Raw genomic sequence first — 19,721 nt, forward strand, 5'->3', positions numbered from 1 at the left:
TTATTCAACAACCTTTGGAGTGATAAAATATTTTACTTCTTTAGCCAGCTGAGCACTATTTCCACTTACATTATCAAATAACTCACTTGATAAATCAGAACTTGTAACGGCGTCCTCTCGCATTCTAGCATTCATATTACAAACCGAAGTTAAAGGCTCTATATCTTTGCAATCTATTTCATTTAAAATATCGATCATATCCATAATAGTACTAAGCTGAGTAAAAAATTTTTCTACAGTATCTTCTTCAAATTTTAATCTAGCTAATTTTGCTATTTTCTGTGCTTCTTCTTTTGTTATCATAGTTTTATTATTTTGAGTGTGGTATAGTCTGATGTTATTCCTGTGAAGGCTTGCCTGTTTGTAACGGTATTTCTGTCGTCCTGCGACTTGTGAGCTAGATCCTGGATACAGCCTGTGATATACAAGGTTCTATAGCCGATTTTATTGCATGACTCATTTATTTTATTAAGGCAAAAAAGCTAATTAGTTATTTTTTCTAAAATTATCTTATTATCAAAATCACCATTAACTTTCTTTTTTTGTTTTTTAATTTTTAATATATCTTTTAGTTTATAGCCATTAATATTACAGATTGTTTCAAGTATTTCTAATATATCGGCAACTTCTCCATATACTCATCTTGTAAAATTTCCTCTACTTCTTCTAGTAGTTTATTTTTTAATAATTCTTTATACTCATATGATTCAGCAATATGAGTAACTGGTATCCTGCCTGATTTTAAGATAATTTCTGGAACTAAATCTCTAACTAATTTTGTCATTTTATTTTGTCAGTATAGATTCAATGTATGTCATTCTCGCGTAGCATTGTTGCATGGATCGATTTTTCTGGATTACCACGTCGCTTTTCTCCTCGCAAGGTATTGTTGCGTGGATCAATTCCACTGCTGTCATTCCGCGACTTGATTGTGGGATCCAGTTATAAAATTATTAGTATGTTTTATTGTTTTTATAGACCCTGTGGTCAAGCCACGGGGTGACACAGTGGATTTTACCGGTCCACGCAACAATGGCCTCCTCGCAATGATGATTTAGTATCCATGAAACAAATCTAAAGCAGGAATGACATAGAAAATCAAACAGTCATTATTTCTTGTTCTTTTTGTTTTATTACCGAGTCAACTTTACTACTATAATCATCGGTTAGCTTTTGTACTTGTTCAGATAAGCTATGATGCTCATCTTTTGCGATAACGTTATCCTTTTCTAGCTTTTTAAGTGCTTCATTGCCATCTCTTCTAATATTACGTAATGAAATTTTAGTATCTTCACCGTATTTATGAGCAAGTTTTACCAGTTCTGTACGTCTTTCTTCAGTTAAAGCCGGTATCGGCAGTCTGATTAATTGACCGTCCGTTGCAGGAGTTAAGCCAAGATTTGCTATCGTAATTCCTTTCTCTATCGATGATACCATAGATTTATCCCAAACCTGTACGTTAATTGTTCGTGCATCAGGGGTGGATAGAGAAGCAACTTGTGAAAGCGGCATTTTACTCCCGTAAGCTTCCACGGTTACGCTATCAAGTAAATTCACTGAAGCTCTACCGGTACGTAGCCCTTTAAGCTCATGATCTAAAACTTTTAGAGCTTTCTCCATCTTTTCTTGTAAGTTTTTCTTTAAATGCTCTTTATCCATCTTTATTTATCCATATATTATTAGTACGCGAATTGAGACATTGTTATATGTATTAGGAAATGTCCCCGATGTAATTCCCGCGTAGATTGGTTTTTCCGTCATTGCAAGGACAAACTATAAGTTTTGACGAAGCAATATAGTAAAAAATTCTGATTTACAGAATTTTTTACTATTTTTTCTAGATTGCCACGCAGCCTACGGCTGCTCGCAATGACGATTTAGTCTCTACGCAACAACACCTATGCGGCAATGACATAAAAATCATACAACAATTCACACTACAATATATTATTCCTCAATTGTCGTATATTCCCCTTTATCTTGTATTACTCTAGCAAAATTTCCCTGTTCTTTTATCGAAAATACCCTTATAGGTAATTTATTTTCTCTTGCAACTGCAATAGCTGCCGTATCCATGACTTGCAGGTTATTAGTTATAACATCTTTATAGCTAATAGTGAAATATTTTTTAGCATCCGGATTTTTTTTAGGGTCGGAATCATATACACCATCAACCTGAGTTGCTTTTAATAAAATATCGCAATTCATTTCGATTGCGCGAAGTACTGCGGCACTATCGGTTGTACAAAACGGGTTACCCGTACCGCCGGCAAAAATTACTACACGCTTTTTTTCCATATGTCTTTTAGCTTTGCGGCGAATATAAGGTTCGCACACGCTCATCATAGGAATAGCCGATAGAACTCTTGTATAGATATTGAGGCTTTCCATAACGTTTTGTAAAGTTAAAGCATTAATCACCGTTGCAAGCATACCTATATAATCCGCGGAAGCTTGGTCCATACCGACAAGTGCTGCATTAATCCCGCGGTAAATATTTCCACCGCCGACTACAATAGCGATTTCTACTCCTAAATCGATAACTTCTTTAATATCGATGGCAATCTTTTTTATTACGTCATATTCATGCCCAAATTGCTTATCTCCCATTAAAGCTTCCCCTGACACTTTAAGTAAAACTTTTTTATACTTTAGAGCGTTTATATCTGATATCATTTTCTGCTTCAAGTTGTTTTTAATATCTGCTTAATTTTTTTAATCATTATACCTCTTTGTAGGTCGGTAATTGATGACTTATTGAGTGCATGTACTAATAACATATTATTATTTATATCAAGTGTTACTGTACCTGGAGTTAGAGTAATCGAATTACCATAAATTATTTCGCCTATTTCTTCTAGCCCTTCTGCGTCAACCCATTCAAAAACTGGTTCTATTCCTATCTTTCTTTGCCAAATTATTTTAATAACCGCGAAAGCCGATTTCCATATTTCTAATAATAACCAAGGAAAATATAATATAAATTTAATTTTAGTGAGCATTAACATTTTCGGTTAATTTGATATTTGAAGTAAAAGGTATTAGTAGCATTATAAATACAAATAACAGCCCTATCATATTAAATATATTATTTATTGCAATTACAAAAGCATCATGATTTAATTTGTTTGCTAATAACAAATATGATGCTTTTTCGTGATTTAAAACTTTTCCGCTTAATAATTCAGTATAAGAATCTAGTGGTTCTAATGCCATTATAGAAGTAGACGAGATATTTTCCGATAAATATTGCATAAAGGTTTTAGTATCATTAGTAAGTATAGTACTGATTATTGCAAGCCCTACCGCTCCTCCTAAATTACGAGTAAGATTATAAAGCCCGCTAGCGTTACCTACTCTTTCTTTCGGTATATTGCCAAGAGCTATATTATTAGTCGGTATAAAACAAAACATTAATGCAAGCCCTCTAACAAATTGAGGAAGCACAAATGCAGCAAATTTAGAATCAGGCGTTAGAAAACTATTTAAATGACATCCAAGAGCAAACCCTCCAAGACCTATAATAAGCATCAGGCGTAAATCTACCCCTAACCCTAACATTCTACCGGTGAGTGGTGCAGATAAAAATTGTGCTCCGCCCGTCACCATCATAGTAGCCCCGATTTGTAATGTATCATATCCGGCAATAGTAAAGAGAAATAGCGGTAATATATATACTACCCCGTATAATCCGATACCCATAACGAACGAATAAAGGCAACCAAAAGTAAAGTCTTTATAAAGAAATGTTTTTAAGTCTAAAATTGGATTAATAAAGGTTAGTTCTCTAATGATTAATAAAATAAAACCTAAAACTACTGTAATACTTAAGAATAATATTAAATTATCCTCAAGCCAATCTTTTTTGTTTCCTTCTTCTAACACATACTGTAATAAGCCAAGCGTTAAAGCCATTAATAATATACCGAGAAAATCAAAATTTTTCAGTAATTTATAATTTGGTTTATCAAAATCCCCATATAAAAAAACTACCGTACATACGAAAATACCGGGTATGATGTTTAATAAAAACATAAAATGCCATGATAAAATCTCCGTAATATATCCACCGAGTGTAGGTCCTAAAGTAGGGGCAACAGTTACGACAAGTCCAATTAAGATAGTAACGATAGGACGTTGCGATGCAGGAAAAAGTATAAAAACGGTACTAAAGACCGTCGGTATCATAGCACCGCCAAAAAAGCCTTGTAATGCTCTAAAGATAATCATGGATTCAATATTAGTTGCAAGCGAACATAATACGCTCATAACCGTAAACCCTAAAGCTGCAATAAAATAAGAAATTCTAGTAGTAAGTAACCTTGCTAAAAAGCCGGTAATAGGCATAATGATAACTTCAGCTATTAAGTACGATGTTTGAACCCAAGAAAGTTCATCGCTTGAAGCGGCAAGACCGGCAGCTATTACGGATAATGAGCTAGCGACAATTTGAATATCAAGTACCGACATAAACATGCCGACAACCATACCAAAAAAAGCAAATAATTGCTTTTTAGAAAGAGCAGGCGGTTGTAAATTATCATTTGACATAATTAAATTATACAGTTTAAATTAAATAAAGTTAATAAGTGACATATATGTTTAAAATAAAAAATCATCGTACAACTTTTAATTTTTAATTAAACTATTGATTAGGATATAAGTAGACAAGACATAATATATGGTAATCATTTTATTTATATTTAGCAAATAATAAATATATGATTGATTTATTAAAAATATTTACTATAATATAAATCAACTATAATTGATTTATCAATATGCAAAACCCAGTACAAAAAGTTATATCTTTTTCAGAGCATAAATCTGATATAGAACGCATAAAGAAATCAATAGAAGAGGGGTGGGCGATAGTAAAGCTAGTACCTAATAACGACCGTTTTATCGGACTTTTAGAAAAGATTTCGCATGCTGAAGATGAAACAATCTATATTCCTCCAAGAAAAAAGATAATAGTTAATTAACACAAATAGCGCATTATTACATAATCTGCTATTCGGCTTAAGAAGTTGAATATAAAAGGTGACAATGGGCTTTCACTTTTTATATAAAGCTAAGTATATATTATTTTTTAGCAACAACTTATAATTCTTTACAAAATATAATGGAATTACCTAAAAAATGTAGTTTTGTTTTACCCCATGCTTAAAAAGACCTTATTGTCATTTCCGTGTAGCATTGGTGTTGTTGCATGGATTAATTCCACCCTGTCATCCTAGCTCATTTGTAGCGAGATCCAGTTTAAAATACTCAGGTGACCTTGCGGTTAATAAAGTGCATTACCGCAGTTGCTGCAATCTGGCCTATAGGGAATCACGAATGGCGTCATATTCTCTTGTTACCGTCCTGCTCTAAACGACTGTAAGCACTTAGCAATATCCCGTTATTAGAATTTAAAGTTGGAGTAACGCTCCCCGCTATTTTATTCTCTATCTTCTGCCCTAAACCAGATAGTGCGTTGTTATTTACAGCATTTACTGCAAGTTCCGTTACTTTCTCTATCGCTATCATCTTTGTCAGCTGTACTCCCGATGCTTTCGCTAGCTCTATGATGGTCTTAAAAAAGTTTTCCACTTCAATCTTTCAAGCATTTTGATAGTTCAATACTCATAGGTCTTATTGGTAAAGGTTTATTTTCTACTATAGCTTGCTGACGTTCTTTCGTGATTGTTTCCCAGCATCTGTAATTTTCATCTTGTCTTTTCATTAAATCAAATTGGGCAAGGTAAGTATTTAGCTTTTCTTGAGCCTTTGTCACTTCTCCATCTTTAGCGTGTAAAAATTCTATTAAATGCGGGACATCTTCTGGAAATAGTCTTGGATTACACATTTGTATATAAGTTACTATCAATAACCAACCTAAATTACGTCTATCCTATTTAGAATATTTAGGATAATGTATATATTTTTCATCATCCATAAAAACATAATCGAAATATTCTTCTAATATTTCTCCAGTATCATATAATGCGCCTAAAAAATGATATTGTTGATAATGTTTTAACATTACTTCTAAAAATTCACCTAAATTTTCTAAGGTTATATCTTCTACTGCTTTAAATTCTACAGAATCAAAGAAATATAAATCTATATATTCTTGAAGTGTTTTTCTGATATATGCATCTTCTTCATTTATTTTTGCATACCATAATTTATCTGTCATTGTTTATTTCATTTTGTTATTCTAATAATTTATACCGCTTCGAGGTTTCATTAAAGTTTTGATTACCTTATTTGCATATTTTTGTTGTGATTAGGTTATTTTTTAAAACAGCATCTCTCTCTATTTCTTGATATGTCCTTACATGAGCTACATTACCACTTGTATTATCAAATATTACAAACTGGTCATTTTTTATATCAACAGCAATAAGTTTTTCAGTATCATTACTTATTTTATAAGCATTTTTTAAAACCGCTTTAGGTTCTTTAGATGCTGGACTTTTTGACCACTTGAATTGAGGGTGATAATAAATGATTAGTATTTTAAGTTATTTTTTTGGATATCGTGGTCAAGCCACGGTATGACACGAAAGCGTTTTTCTACACATTATTAGTATATCAGGTTCTACCACGCCTATCACAAATAGGGCTATAGTTTTATTTAGAAGATGGTGCCAATGTGGGGATTTGAACCCCAGACCTACGCATTACGAATGCGCCGCTCTACCAGCTGAGCTACATCGGCTGAAATATGATTATATTATGCTGAGATATGGATTCCTACGAGACATATTTCGTCATTGCGAGCGACGATTGACAAGAAGCGTGGCAATCCAATAAAAAATTTTAAAATGCTAAAAGACTAGCATCCTTAATTGGATCCCGTGGTCAAGCCACGGGGTGACAATGAGACATCTTTATAAATGCGTCGAAAATCTTAAATGGAAATGCTGCGTATCGTCATATTTCTTCTTCTTAACCGGGAAACCCCAATCCATTCTGATTGGTGCAAAACGTGTTACCCAAATAAAGCCGAAACCAATGGAAGCTCTAAGAGATTTATCGTTATAAAAACCGTTTGGAGTTTGATATTGTTTCTTATTTAGGCCTACTCCCCAAACGCTTCCTAAATCCATAAAGACTGTACCGGTTAAATTAAATTCCTCAGGTATAGGTGTTGGGAAATTAAGCTCTGTTGAGAATGTGTAATATCGCTCACCACCAAGTCCTTCGTTAGTGACCTTTTCACGAGGTCCTACACCACCGCTTGCAAAGCCTCTTAAACTATAATCACCTAAATTAAAGCGATCGGAAATTCTAATAATTTTTCCTCCAAGGCCTGCAATATCGCCTCCGGAAGCAGATAATTTTAAAGTAAGCTTGTTATGCATGAAAGATTTATAATATTTACCGTCAACTTCATGCTTTATATATTTGTTATCACCTCCAACGCCGGCAAATTCTTGTGTGCCACTTACTAAATAACCGTTCTTTGGAACAATTTTATTATCGGTTTGATCATAAGTAATAGTATGTCCTATAGCAGAAGTAATGAATCTTCCCATTTGCTCCTTTAAGAATATTGAGCTTGATGGAGTTGGAGCACTTAAAATATCACGTTTGATTAAATAATCTATTTCGTGACCTAAATCCTCTTTAATTTCATAACCAAGAGAAGTTTTGACTCCTATAGAGTGTAACTTATAGCTTTGATCAGTTGTATTTAATACACTAGCACCGCGTCCGGTATAGTTTCTAAATGTGTTTACGCCAAGTGATAAATCACGATCTAAAAAGTGCGGTGCGGTAATACCACCGTAATAGCTTGTAGTGTTTTTACTTATTTGCACACCGGCATTAAGCAGGTTCCCGGTACCGACTAAATTACGCTCTAAGAAAGAGAAACGTCCGAATAAACCGCCGGCAGTATTATATCCTAAATCAAAACCTATAGAGGAAGTAGATTTTTCATCAACTTCAACGTTAACATCATATTTATCTTTAGCTTTAGTTGGAGCTAAGCTAATTGCTACTTTCTCAAAATAATCTAAATTTCTAAGATTACGCTCACCTTTTTCAATATATGAACGATTAATTATATCACCTTCTTCTATTTTAAATTCTCTTCTTATAACAGGGTCTTCGGTTTTAAGGTTATTAATAATATTAATTTTATTAATATAAACCTTATCGGCTTTTTCAATAATAAATTTAATATCTGCAGTATGATTAGCATTTTTCATTATATCCGGATAAACATTTACCGCAGGGTAACCGTTCGCTGTAAAATATTCTCCGATTTTTTCAGCTATATCATCAACCTTTTTCATATTGAAAACCTTGCCTTGCTTAATATTAACAATTTTATTAAGCGGTGTTATATCTATATTAGTTAATTTATTGTCTATTGTAATATTACCGAAGCTATATTTTTCTCCCTCTTCAATGGAATAGGTAAGGGTGAAATATTCTTTAGTATTATTGAGTTCTGCCGATGCCGAAATTACTCTAAAATCTGCAAAACCTACAGATTGATAAAACCCTCTCAGTAATTCTTTATCATACTCCATTCTATCAGGATCGTAAGTATCGTTACTTTCTAAAAAACGAAACCAACGAGATTCTTTAGTTAAAACAATAGATTTAAGTTCTGAATCACTATAATTTTCATTACCGCTAAAATAAATATAGTTAATACCGGTTTTTGGTCCTTCTGCTATATCAAAAATAACCTTAACTCTGTTGTTTTCTAAATTTTCGATTTTAGGTGTTACCGTAGTAGCAAAACGTCCGCTACGTTTATAAATTTCTAATATTTTCTTTACATCTAATTCAATTTTAGCTTGGCTAAGAGATTCACCCGACATTGTGTAAATTTCTTTAGCGAGCATATTAGTTTTGATTTTAGAATTACCGCTAAATACTACACTACTTATAAAAGGCGTTTCAGTAACGTTAACTATTAAATTACCATCATTTGTTATATGCATATTTATATTTCTAAAAAGTGAGGTGGCATATAAACGTTTTATTACCTCATCTTCTTTAGAAGTATTATAGGTTTCTCCTACCTTAAGCTTTAAATAGCTCTCAATAGTAGAACACTCAACCCTATGATTACCTTCGATAGTTATTTTACGAATTACAGAGTCAGCTAATGAAATATGATAATAAAAAATCGTTAATAATAAAATTGTTAACTTACTAATTGATCTGATTGTCACCTAAAACCTTCTTTAAGATTTAATTTAAATTTCTTTGTTTAAACCCAATGTCATCCCGTGGCTTGACCACGGTAAAAATAATAAATTAGATACCGCGTTCAAGTCGCGGTATGACAAAGAACTGGATTTCCGCTTTTAGCTAAGAATAATACAAAGTTCTCCTAACTAATGCATTCAAACATAATTAATGTACTCCACTATAGTAGATAATATAAACGAGAGCAAGCAAATCTATAATTTAGGAAAACAAATTTTGTATATCGTTGGAAACAGCAATTATAATAAGAAAAATTATGATTATTGCTCCTAATTGTAACAAAATATTTTTAGTCTTAGGATGCGGTAATTTACCTGTAATTGCTTCATATAATATAAATACTAAATGTCCGCCGTCAAGCACCGGTATAGGTAGTAAGTTAAGTAACCCTAAATTAACGGAAAGCATTGCTATAAATAACAGATACATTTGGGTTCCACCAGCTATAGATTTGCCTGACTCTTTAGCAATAGCTATCGGCCCTCCTATCGCATCGAATGAACGTTTTCCTACAATCATTTGCGATATTGCGTTTAGAGTTAAAGCAGATATATCTATAGTAGTATTAATAGCTTCCCATAATCCTCCTAAAATTCCTATTTTAGTATGAATAGGTTCATTTTTAGCTATAATACCGATGCGAAGAGTTTTCTTAACTTGCTTTTCTTCGGGAGGTGATATAATTATTTCTTGAGGCATTATATTAACGATAAATTCCTCACTTTTGCTTTCTATAGTTAAAGTAGAAGAGCTAAAACCGTTAATTAATATCTCTCTTTGCACGTCCCCGAAATCTTTAACAGGTTTATCGTTAACCTTAACAATTTTATCTCCTGCTCTTAAGGCTGCTCTCTCTGCCGGTGATGAAGCTACTACATTACCTATTATAGGAGGAATCTCTGTTTTTCCAAAGTAACAATAAAAACCTGCAAATATTATTATGGCAAGTAAATAATTAATTAACGGACCTGCTGCAACGATTAAAAAACGTTCTAAACAAGATTTAGCATCAAAAGCTACTTTTTCGTTAACTTCTTTAGTCTTATCCATAAGGTTGCGATCATAGCCGTAAATCTTGACATAACCGCCAAGCGGTATAAGGCAAATCTTCCACCTAACTCCTTTTTTATCGGTAATGCCTATTAGTGTTTTACCGAAACCTATCGAGAACTCCTCAACTTTTACATTAAAATATCTAGCAATACAATAATGTCCAAATTCATGGATAAATACCAAGATACTAATTGTTATAATGAATCCTATTATAGAGAGCATAAAAATTTTATAAGTTTACTAATAAATTATTTTAAGGTATACATTGTAAGGTTATAGATATCATTTCGTCGTTGTGAGTGGACGTTGCTCCTTAGTTTCCGATGTCATTCCCGCGAAAGCGGGAATCCACAGAAAAAAAATGAAGTAATCACAAATGTATTAGTTTTAAAAACTAATAGTATTTATGTTTTTGAATTACTGGATTCCCGCTTTCGCGGGAATGACATCACGCCATATCACCTTACGCATTGACGAAAATTAAATTTTAAATTTCTTTTCTCTATGAGTTCAAATAAAATTAATAAAAAGTCGATTGCACGTATTGCAGCAGTGCAAGCTATTTATCAAAACATATTGCAAAATAACGACGATATGGATGATATCATGCAAAATGTACTTTCTTTTTATCAAAATAATAATTCTATAACAGATTTACCTGAGAATTTAAAAATATCATTAAGTATAAGTCATTTTAAAATGCTGGTAAAGTCAGTATTTGAAAATATTCATAAACTAGACGAAATTATCGACAATCATTTAACAAATGATAAAGATCCTGCACATATGCCGATCTTACTCCGAGCTTTATTGCGTGTTAGTATATGTGAGCTATTGTTTTGCCCTACTACGCCTGCTAAAGTAGTAATCAACGAATATACGGACATAGCAAATGATATGTTAAATGAGCATGAAATTGGTTTTGTTAATTCTGTATTAGATAAAATAGCAAAAGAGCATATTCGTTTAATTTGAAAAATTGGCTATAAGTACTGTGGTACTCAAGTATTATTAACGGCTTTCGTGCCTCATCTTGTGGATTCCTTGCTCTTTTCCAGATTAAACTTCGTCTACTTATTCTTCATTTATTTATAAGTATAAAAGATTTTATGACAAATAATTTAAGCGGTTATAGAAATAAATTCGTTAGAGTTAAGACTTCTAAAAAACGCACCATCTCTTCTAGTAATTGGCTTAGACGCCAATTAAACGATCCGTATGTTGCAAAAGCACGTATAGACGGTTTTAGGTCGAGAGCTGCATATAAACTACTTGAAATTCATGAAAAATTTAAACTTTTTACTCCTAACATGAAAATTGTTGATCTAGGAGCAGCTCCTGGGGGATGGAGTCAAGTAGCTTCCAAGCTGATTAAAGCTTCGGATAATAACCTAAATAATAAAATAATCTCTATCGATGTGTTAGAAATTGAACATGTTGCTGGAGTTGAATTTGTTCAAAAGGACTTTTTTGAAGCAGATACGGAAGAATTAATTATTCAGGCTTTAGACGGTAGAGCTGATATAGTAATGAGTGATATGGCATCAAATACCATAGGTCATAAAGCTACAGACCATATAAGAACCTTACTTTTATGTGAGCAAGCTTTTGAATTTGCTTTAAAAGTACTAAAACCCTCCGGTCATTTTGTTGCTAAAATTTTTCGTGGCGGTGCAGAAAATGAATTATTACATAAAGTAAAGTGTGAATTTAAAACAGTGAAACATTTTAAACCTTCATCCAGCCGCAGTGAATCTACGGAAATCTATTTAGTTGCTCTAAATAAGAAATAATGAATATGAAAGGCGAAAGGTGATTTCTGCCTATAAATTTATTTTTTTATTTAACATATTAGAGGATATAGATGATAATTACTTATATCTCCTGTTGTTTGGACTTCCTGAGCATATTCTTGATTGCAGCTTTGAAAATTATTATACATCCCAACTAAATTAGCTCCGGTTTCAGTTTCAACTATTTGATTATATAAATTATTTTTTAAATTTAGAGTATTTTTAGCATATTTTGGTGTTGCTGCTTCCCAATCATCTATGGTTAAAGTAATATTCTGTTTCAAATCAGAAAAATTAACAAGTCCATGTTTACTGATTCCGGCTATGATTTCTTCAAAGCCTGCGACTATTCCATTAATTCCTAGATATTTTGTAACTTTTTGTTTGGCAAAATTATATAAATATGATGCCCATTCTTCTGATTGTGATAGTGTTGTTTTTTTACCCGGAAGTACCATTGTTGTTTGTCCAAAATGCTTATTAGTAATATTAATAAGATTATGTTGTGCATTATATATCTTAGAATGGGTAGCTAGCTCTTTTATTGGAGTTGTTACTTTTCCGGTAAATAAATTTTTTTCTATGCCTCTTTCAATTATCGGTTTTGAGCCAGGGCTGTCAAAAGTTGTAGATTTATTAAAATGTAGGTTGCGAGAATGTATTTCTACTAAGGTTAAATCTGCAATGATTGCTCCAAGTGAATGACCGCTAGTATTAAAACTATATTCTGTGGCTTTACTTAAGCCGCCTAATTTGTTAATTATTTCATTAACAAAAGCCTGAATTGGAGTTAGTTTAGTAGGTAAGTAGTGCAGCGCGATAAGCAAGTCGTCTAATAAATCATATATATTGAATTTTGTGCCGGCACTAGCAATATGAACTTCTTTAGTGTCTTTATTTATAAATGCGACGGCTTTATAAGCATATTTAGCAGTGTTGATATTATCACATGAAGCAGTCAGTATTTCCCAGCCGCTATCTGTTAATTGTTCATTGACCTTTGATGCTTTTAGCTTATAAATATTTAAATCATCTGTTTTATATGCGAGGTCTAAACCTATATAAGCAAGCTTTTTAGTGCTAATATGTTTAGAATTTTTGTACGTATGCATATCTACCTCTTTTTGATCAAAGTTACCATAAAATATGGTTTTTTCTAAAAAATGTCAAGTCAAAGATTAATCTATTATTAAATAAAGGATTGATATTTGATTACTTTTGTTTTATAGTGCATTTACAACCATGAAATATGGTGATTTAAATTAGGAGATAGAATATGTTGAAATTATTAATACAAAACTTATTCGGAAGTAATAAACCGATTACTTACTTATCTTTAATAGAAAAAGCAAAAGCAGATTATAGTTTTTATATAAAATTAGCATCAGGAAGCTTTTTTGTAGGAGTAAGTAGTTTGTTTTCATTTAGTAGTTGGTTAAGCAAAATACCTTTAATAACATGGGGTGTTTTTGGTACTAGTTATGGGGCAAAAGGCATTATGGAGAGTAATGAACAAATAAAGCTTTTTACTCAAGCTCATGAAGCAACTAAAGTTGAAGAGTATTTGGCTACTTCGGGGTTAGGAAGTTTTGTATACGGTACTGCTATAGATAAAAACGGTATAGATAAATTTACCGGTAAATATATTGAAGGAACAAACGCTAAGATAATATCTAATGCAATAACTCGCGTACCAACCTTAAGTTTAACAAGAGACGGCGTTGGTTACAAATATAATGGTGGCTATGAAATAGTAGAATCAACAGATCATGTGTTATATCAGGCAATACCTGGCGTGAAAGGACAATATACAAATAAATTAGTTCTAGATACTAGTATTCTTCCTTTACATGATTGTATTATTCAGCAGCTAATACAAAATGGCTATTCAAGTGACGATATTGAAAAAGCTTTAAGTTTAGGAACTGTTGCAAAGAGAGAAAGTTACAAAAATAACCAATTAGCAGAATACAAGCCAAATTTTATAAGTAAGTTATGGCATGGTACAGAAAAAGCTATACAAAATAAAGTAGTAGAACTTTCAAAAGAAATACAGAAATATGCTGAAATAAATGAAGCTTATGAAGAATTATTTAATTATCATATTTCCAGTACTAGTGAAGAACAAGAAGAGCAGTTTTATAGCCTTGATTATAATCATCTTAATGGTGATCAAACTCAAATCTTAGGAGATGAGGGAGATGCAGGATATATATCTGATATTGCCTAGTAACTAAATACAAAACTTTCTAAAGAGTAAGGTTATAGATCTATAACCTTACTCTTTTTTATTTAATAACCTCTTTAGCTCTCCTTTCGAAAGCTATAATCATTTTTTCGGTTGCTTTGGTAAAATAAGTGCCAATTAATTTATCCAGTATTACGGATTTCATTTTAAAATCAATAAAGAATTTTAATGCAGTTCCTGCCGTGCATGGAACAAATTGCCAAGTACTTTTGAAATATTCAAAAGGTCCTGAAATAGCTACCGTATTAATCAAATATATTCCATTATCTGTTATTTCGCTTGTAACTCGTGAGTTATATTTTTCTGAAAAGCCTTTTAACTGAATTACTAATTCAGCAATAACCTCTTGATTATTTTCTGAAATAATTCTAGAAGCAGAACACCAAGGCAGGAATTTAGGATAAGATTTTACATCCCAGACCAAATCAAACACTTCTTGCGGTTTATAGGGTAAAATTTTAGTGTGTTGAAGGCAAGGCATTAGAAATCTGTGACTTTACCTTTATGCTGCCAGTCCCCGTATCTTGTCGGTTCTAGACCTTTAACACCGCCAATTTCTTTTTCTTTTGGTAAATTTTCTTTTTCTGATATATTATTAGATATCTTTACAAACTTCGCTTCTAGAGGTAATTTAGACGTCGATCCGGTACTCACATCCTCACGTATGTCCATATACGCTGTAGTGCTGCATTCCGTGTCTCCTGTACATTCCTCTCTATAAGCTGGTTTGGAAAGATGTCTATTATCTTTTTTATCGTCCATAGTACTAAATATATGAAATATAACCGTATTTATATTAATAGTCGTTTAGCTGAAAATAGCAAGATAGAATTAGCAAGTGATCATCATGTTCATTATGTCAAAACGGTGCTACGTCTTAAAGTAAATGATGGCTTACGTCTCTTTAACGGTACGGATGGAGAATTTCTAGCACAAATTAACGATATAGGTAAAAATAACCTATCGGTTAGACTTAAAGAACAGTTAAAAAAGCCTTATACAGAATCTACGTTAACTCTTGCTGTTGCTATAATAAAGCAAGATAAATTAATGCTTGCAATAAATATGGCTACGCAACTCGGTATAACTAAAATTATTCCGTTAATTACTAGGTGGTGTCAATTTAGATCGGTAAATATCGAACGTTTAACAAAATGTGTTATTGAGGCAACAGAGCAATCAGAACGTCTTACTCCCCCGATAATTGAAAAAGCTATCACAATACAAGATTACCTAAAAAAGAATAATAATTTGATGTTATATGCTAATGAACATGAAAAAGAAGAAAATTCTATATTACGCATTTCATCATCACTTAGTAATAGTGATATAACTATTATTGTAGGACCGGAGGGAGGCTTTACTAATGATGAGCTGGAACTTCTTGCCTCATATAAGAATACAAAATCTATAAGTTTAGGAAGGAATATATTACGTGCTGAAACAGCAGCAATAACTGCTATAGCACAAGTGAGGTTGTGAGGTAGTCATTGCGAGGAAATTGCATAGCAATTGACGAAGCAATCTCAGGAGTTTGTTATGATTTCATGAGATTGTCACGCAGCCTACGGCTGCTCGCAATGACGAAAAGGTAGAGTTACTTCGCCTTTTCTATTCCGGGTTTACAAAATAGCTTACCTAAACAAAGGAAAGAACATACACCACAAAAGCCTATAATTATATAAAGTATTGTAACAATAATTGGAAATGAGCCAAATAAAAGTGTGACTAAATTAAAATTAAATAATCCGACTAAGCCCCAATTTATAGCACCTATAGAAGATAATAAATGTACAGTAGTAATAAGTGGATTATTAGAAGTATTTATTAACATATTTAATCTCCTTTTAGTTAAACGTAAAAGACCTTGTTGTGTGGCTCATGCCTCTGTCATCTCACAACTTGATAGCGGGGTCCAGTTAAAATACTAAAATTACACTAGTATTATGAGTTACATTTTTGGATTCCGTGGCGAGGCCTCGGGATGACACTACATGCGTTTTCCGAACCATGCAACAAAACTAACGTAAAATAATCATTCCTCATTTTGAGCTATATGTCTACTAAATTTTATAATTCTATAATTTATTAACCCTTCTTAAAAGTGTGATATATTACAGGTATAACAAAAATTGTAAATATAGTACCGATGCTTAATCCTCCAACTATTACAAAGCCTATAGAATTACGAGCAGCAGCACTGGCTCCGTCTGCAAAAACTAGAGGTAAAGCTCCGACTACGGCAGCAAGAGTAGTCATAAGAATTGGACGCAAGCGAAGTTTTGAGGATTCTATTATAGCTTCTTGAACCTTTACTCCTTTTGCTCTTAGCTGATTAGCAAATTCTACTATCATAATAGAATTTTTAGTAATTAATCCAATTAAAGTAATAAGTCCGATATTACTATACATATTAAGGCTATTACCGGCAAGCCAGAGAGCAAGTACACCACCGGTTATTGAGAAAGGTACGGCGAGTAATATTAATAAAGGGTCAGTAAAGCTTTCAAATTGAGCTGCAAGCACTAAATAGATAAATATAAGAGCAAACACAAATGTTATAAGCATATTACTGTCTGCCTCTCTCATTTGTTTAATTTCTCCGATATATTCAATTATAGTATTACTAGGATCAAGTAACTTAGCGGCTATTTTATTGATTTCATTAATTGCATCATCAATTTTCCTGTCAGGAGCAAGATCGGAAGAAATAGTAACGGATTTTGAATTATTATAATGACTATATGATTTTACTGATATTTTTTCCGTAATATTGGCTATCGATTCAAGCGGTAACATATTATTATTTTTTGCTCTGATTAAAATTTTACTAAAATCGCTAATATCTTTTCGATCTTTTTGATTAAATTGTAATATAACGTCATATAAATCATTACTCATTCTAAAATGCCCGATTTGTTGACCTGCAAGTAAATATTGTACCGTTTTACCTATATTTGCCAAATCCATTCCGTATAAATAAGCCTTATCACGGTTAACTTCTATACTTATAGTCGGCATTGCCGATTGTAAATTTCTATTGACGTTTAAGAAAATAGGATTTGTTTTCATTATATCAATAAATTGTTGTGATATTTTATCTAGATCATCATATTCAAGGTTCGTTTGAATAGTAAACTCGATAGGGCTACTTGCATTCCCGCTAACCATTGAACGTGGATCCATAGCGTAAATCGACATGCCCGGTATTTCAGAAAACTGCTTATTTAACATATTCTTAATAGTTTCTTGGGAACAAGAACGCTCACCCCAATTTTTTAGAGGAATGAATCCAAAAACGTTATCGCTACCGCCTGCACCTATTACCATCAGATAACCTAATATAGCTTTATAATTAGCAAGGATTTTTTCGGCTTCTTTCACTACTTTAGTAGAAGATTCTAAATTAGAACCTTCAGGACCTTTAAGAGAAACTTGTAAGAATCCATCATCTTCGTGGGGTACGAAAATTTTTTGAGTAAATTTAAAACTAATAATCAGCACTATAAATGATGATGCAATAATGATGACAAATTTCTTTTGATTGTCAAAAGTTAGCTTTAGATAGTAAATATATTTATTTTGAATAAATTGTAGAATGTCGTTAAACTTTACTAAGAATTTCGGTAAGTCCGTATTATGTCTTGTAACCATACGACTTGACATCATAGGAGTTAAAGTTAAAGCAACAAATCCTGAGAACAAAACACAAAATGCTAAAGTCCAAGCAAATTCAATAAATAATTTCCCGATAAAACCCTCTATAAAACCCACGGGTAAAAATACGGCAGCAAGCGTAATAGTCATAGCAATGATTGCAAAGCCGATTTCTTTAGAAGCAAGCATAGCCGCTTCCATGGGTTTATGCCCCATTTCATTATATCTAAAAATGTTTTCAAGCATAACTATCGCATCATCGACCACTAAACCTATAGCAAGTATCATAGCAAGGAGCGTAAATATATTAATAGAAAATCCAAAAGCATACATTACGCTAAAAGTACCGATCAACGATACCGGAATCGTTACAAACGGAATTAAGGTAATTTTAGCAGAAGCAAGAAATAAATAAGTGACTAAAACTACTAATATTAAAGCTTCAAAAATTGTTTGAAATACTGCATAAATTGATGCTTTTACAGGTGTTGCTGCATCATATGCGATACCCATGCTTATTCCTTTGGGCATGGATTCTTTAATTCTTTCTAGTGCTTTAGTTACTTCATGTGATAAATCTATGACGTTAGCTTTTGATTCTTTTATAAGACCAAGGGCAATGGAGCTTTTGCCGTTATATCTAAAAATTATGTCCTCATCGGGAGAAGTTAAAGATATTTTTGCTATATCTCGTAATTTTATGATACCTCCGTTTTGTACTTTTAGAATAATATTACCGAATTCTTCCGGTGTAGATAAAGAACCTGCAAGAGTTACTATAAAATTATTGCTTTTTGTTTTAATCGTACCTGCGGGATAATCTTTGTTTTGCTCTTTTATTGCGGATTCAATCTCCAATAAAGAAATTTTATGTTGATATAATTTTTTAGAATCGGGTTCTATTCTCATTATATATTCCCGACCGCCGTAAATTTGTGACTGTCCTACGCTTTCAAGTTTATCTAACGGTGTTTGTAGATTATCTTCGACGATCTTTGTTAATTCTAAATCGCTATATTGATCACTTTCAATGCTTATGAAGAGGCTTGGGAAACTATCGGCATCAAGTTTTGTAACTGACGGGGTTTTCATATCTTGCGGGAACATATAAGTGATATCCGATATTTTGGCGCGGACATCGTTTAGTGCTACTTCAATATCGGTAGATAATAGAAACGATAAAGTAATACTACTTTCGCCGGTAGAACTTTGAGAAGTTATATAATCTAAATTTTTAACCGTCTTTAAAGCTTTTTCTATACGTGTCGTTATTTCTTGCTCCATATATAAGGCATCGGCACCTGCATAATGAGCTTCGACATTTATAATAGGAACTGAAATATCCGGAGTACCTCTAATTTGTAGTTTGGTAAAAAAAATTGCTCCAAGAGCTACGATAACCAAATTCAAAACTGTAGCAAAGACAGGGCGTTTAATACAAATTTTAGACAATAACATTGGATTAAAAATTTTATTCTAAATTAATGTGCATAGTGAATTATTACATAATCTGCTAGTCGGTTAGAAATATTCTATATAAAAGATGAAAGACAGTTTCCACTTTTTATGTAAATTAAGTATATATTGTTTTTTATTAAAAATAATTTTTTATAGAGTAGAAAATTAATTTTTGTAATTTACTACTGATAATAAATTAGGGTTTTAACGATAAATTTTCACTTTAATTACTTGATTAAGACAGTTTTAACAGTATAACTGATGTAAAATGGCTACATTTTTCTATA

At 32.3% G+C, this 19,721-nt stretch carries 19 protein-coding genes, 1 tRNA gene and 1 pseudogene; 5 read left to right on the forward strand and 16 right to left on the reverse strand.

The window, feature by feature from the left end; translation table 11 throughout:
* From gatC to ABVF33_RS05570, 6 genes are all read right to left on the reverse strand, one after another.
* Positions 1-303, reverse strand: a complete 303-nt coding sequence (gene gatC / locus ABVF33_RS05545) for an Asp-tRNA(Asn)/Glu-tRNA(Gln) amidotransferase subunit GatC (protein WP_014410388.1) — start codon at positions 301-303, stop codon at positions 1-3.
* A gap of 307 nt (positions 304-610) precedes the next feature.
* Positions 611-784 carry a nucleoside triphosphate pyrophosphohydrolase family protein gene (locus ABVF33_RS05550; RefSeq protein ID WP_499706583.1) on the reverse strand — a complete coding sequence of 58 codons (174 nt, stop codon included), beginning with the start codon at positions 782-784 and terminating at the stop codon, positions 611-613.
* A gap of 314 nt (positions 785-1,098) precedes the next feature.
* Complete coding sequence (gene frr, locus ABVF33_RS05555; RefSeq protein WP_499706584.1) at positions 1,099-1,659, reverse strand: ribosome recycling factor; 561 nt, start codon at positions 1,657-1,659, stop codon at positions 1,099-1,101.
* Positions 1,660-1,947: 288 nt separating this feature from the next.
* On the reverse strand, positions 1,948-2,676 hold the full coding sequence (gene pyrH, locus ABVF33_RS05560; protein WP_499706585.1) for a UMP kinase: 729 nt from the start codon (positions 2,674-2,676) through the stop codon (positions 1,948-1,950).
* Between the two features lie 8 nt (positions 2,677-2,684).
* Positions 2,685-3,008, reverse strand: a complete 324-nt coding sequence (locus tag ABVF33_RS05565; protein WP_004996606.1) for a monovalent cation/H+ antiporter subunit E — start codon at positions 3,006-3,008, stop codon at positions 2,685-2,687.
* On the reverse strand, positions 2,992-4,551 hold the full coding sequence (locus ABVF33_RS05570) for a DHA2 family efflux MFS transporter permease subunit (protein ID WP_499706586.1): 1,560 nt from the start codon (positions 4,549-4,551) through the stop codon (positions 2,992-2,994). Before ABVF33_RS05570 ends, ABVF33_RS05565 begins: the two co-directional genes overlap by 17 nt.
* A 230-nt stretch (positions 4,552-4,781) precedes the next feature.
* Here ABVF33_RS05570 and ABVF33_RS05575 point away from each other — a divergent pair, with 230 nt between their 5' ends.
* Entirely contained in the window at positions 4,782-4,985 is a 204-nt protein-coding gene (locus ABVF33_RS05575) for a DUF2674 domain-containing protein (RefSeq protein ID WP_499706587.1), read from the forward strand.
* 361 nt (positions 4,986-5,346) lie between these two features.
* Here the strand turns inward: ABVF33_RS05575 and ABVF33_RS05580 are convergent, their stop codons facing one another.
* The 5 genes and pseudogenes from ABVF33_RS05580 to rseP form a co-directional block, all read right to left on the reverse strand.
* Positions 5,347-5,532: a hypothetical protein gene (locus tag ABVF33_RS05580; RefSeq protein ID WP_014273210.1), complete on the reverse strand. Its 186-nt coding sequence runs from the start codon at positions 5,530-5,532 to the stop codon at positions 5,347-5,349.
* A 64-nt stretch (positions 5,533-5,596) separates the two neighbouring features.
* Positions 5,597-6,184, reverse strand: a pseudogene (locus ABVF33_RS05585) (hypothetical protein).
* A 449-nt stretch (positions 6,185-6,633) separates the two neighbouring features.
* Positions 6,634-6,709, reverse strand: a tRNA-Thr gene (locus ABVF33_RS05590).
* Between the two features lie 172 nt (positions 6,710-6,881).
* Positions 6,882-9,188, reverse strand: a complete 2,307-nt coding sequence (bamA, locus tag ABVF33_RS05595; protein WP_499706588.1) for an outer membrane protein assembly factor BamA — start codon at positions 9,186-9,188, stop codon at positions 6,882-6,884.
* 238 nt (positions 9,189-9,426) lie between these two features.
* Positions 9,427-10,500 (reverse strand): RIP metalloprotease RseP, encoded by a 1,074-nt coding sequence (gene rseP, locus ABVF33_RS05600; protein WP_499706589.1) that lies wholly within the window; start codon positions 10,498-10,500, stop codon positions 9,427-9,429.
* A gap of 282 nt (positions 10,501-10,782) precedes the next feature.
* Between rseP and nusB the strand changes: the two genes are divergently transcribed.
* On the forward strand, positions 10,783-11,253 hold the full coding sequence (gene nusB, locus ABVF33_RS05605) for a transcription antitermination factor NusB (protein WP_004996600.1): 471 nt from the start codon (positions 10,783-10,785) through the stop codon (positions 11,251-11,253).
* A gap of 134 nt (positions 11,254-11,387) precedes the next feature.
* Positions 11,388-12,071, forward strand: coding sequence for an RlmE family RNA methyltransferase (locus ABVF33_RS05610; protein WP_499706590.1), 684 nt, complete (start codon positions 11,388-11,390; stop codon positions 12,069-12,071).
* A 50-nt stretch (positions 12,072-12,121) separates the two neighbouring features.
* Here ABVF33_RS05610 and rlip read toward each other — a convergent pair whose 3' ends face one another.
* Positions 12,122-13,183, reverse strand: coding sequence for a secreted effector lipase Rlip (gene rlip / locus ABVF33_RS05615; protein ID WP_499706591.1), 1,062 nt, complete (start codon positions 13,181-13,183; stop codon positions 12,122-12,124).
* Between the two features lie 164 nt (positions 13,184-13,347).
* Between rlip and srfB the strand changes: the two genes are divergently transcribed.
* Positions 13,348-14,301, forward strand: coding sequence for an effector protein SrfB (gene srfB / locus ABVF33_RS05620; RefSeq protein ID WP_499706592.1), 954 nt, complete (start codon positions 13,348-13,350; stop codon positions 14,299-14,301).
* 58 nt (positions 14,302-14,359) lie between these two features.
* On the opposite strand, the gene ABVF33_RS05625 is transcribed toward srfB, so the two are convergent.
* Together ABVF33_RS05625 and ABVF33_RS05630 are read right to left on the reverse strand one after the other, a co-directional pair.
* Entirely contained in the window at positions 14,360-14,800 is a 441-nt protein-coding gene (locus ABVF33_RS05625) for a type II toxin-antitoxin system RatA family toxin (RefSeq protein WP_499706593.1), read from the reverse strand.
* On the reverse strand, positions 14,800-15,081 hold the full coding sequence (locus ABVF33_RS05630) for a DUF1674 domain-containing protein (protein WP_499706594.1): 282 nt from the start codon (positions 15,079-15,081) through the stop codon (positions 14,800-14,802). The genes ABVF33_RS05625 and ABVF33_RS05630 overlap by 1 nt, the downstream gene beginning before the upstream one ends.
* Positions 15,082-15,093: 12 nt before the next feature.
* On the opposite strand from ABVF33_RS05630, the gene ABVF33_RS05635 reads away from it, so the two are divergent.
* On the forward strand, positions 15,094-15,801 hold the full coding sequence (locus ABVF33_RS05635) for a 16S rRNA (uracil(1498)-N(3))-methyltransferase (RefSeq protein ID WP_499706595.1): 708 nt from the start codon (positions 15,094-15,096) through the stop codon (positions 15,799-15,801).
* Between the two features lie 115 nt (positions 15,802-15,916).
* Here ABVF33_RS05635 and ABVF33_RS05640 read toward each other — a convergent pair whose 3' ends face one another.
* Both ABVF33_RS05640 and ABVF33_RS05645 read right to left on the reverse strand, forming a co-directional pair.
* Positions 15,917-16,153 carry a DUF378 domain-containing protein gene (locus ABVF33_RS05640; protein ID WP_499706596.1) on the reverse strand — a complete coding sequence of 79 codons (237 nt, stop codon included), beginning with the start codon at positions 16,151-16,153 and terminating at the stop codon, positions 15,917-15,919.
* A gap of 254 nt (positions 16,154-16,407) precedes the next feature.
* On the reverse strand, positions 16,408-19,434 hold the full coding sequence (locus ABVF33_RS05645) for an efflux RND transporter permease subunit (protein ID WP_499706597.1): 3,027 nt from the start codon (positions 19,432-19,434) through the stop codon (positions 16,408-16,410).
* Between the last annotated feature and the right edge of the window lie 287 nt (positions 19,435-19,721).

Source organism: Candidatus Rickettsia barbarica (assembly GCF_041477405.1).
GTDB lineage: Bacteria > Pseudomonadota > Alphaproteobacteria > Rickettsiales > Rickettsiaceae > Rickettsia > Rickettsia rickettsii.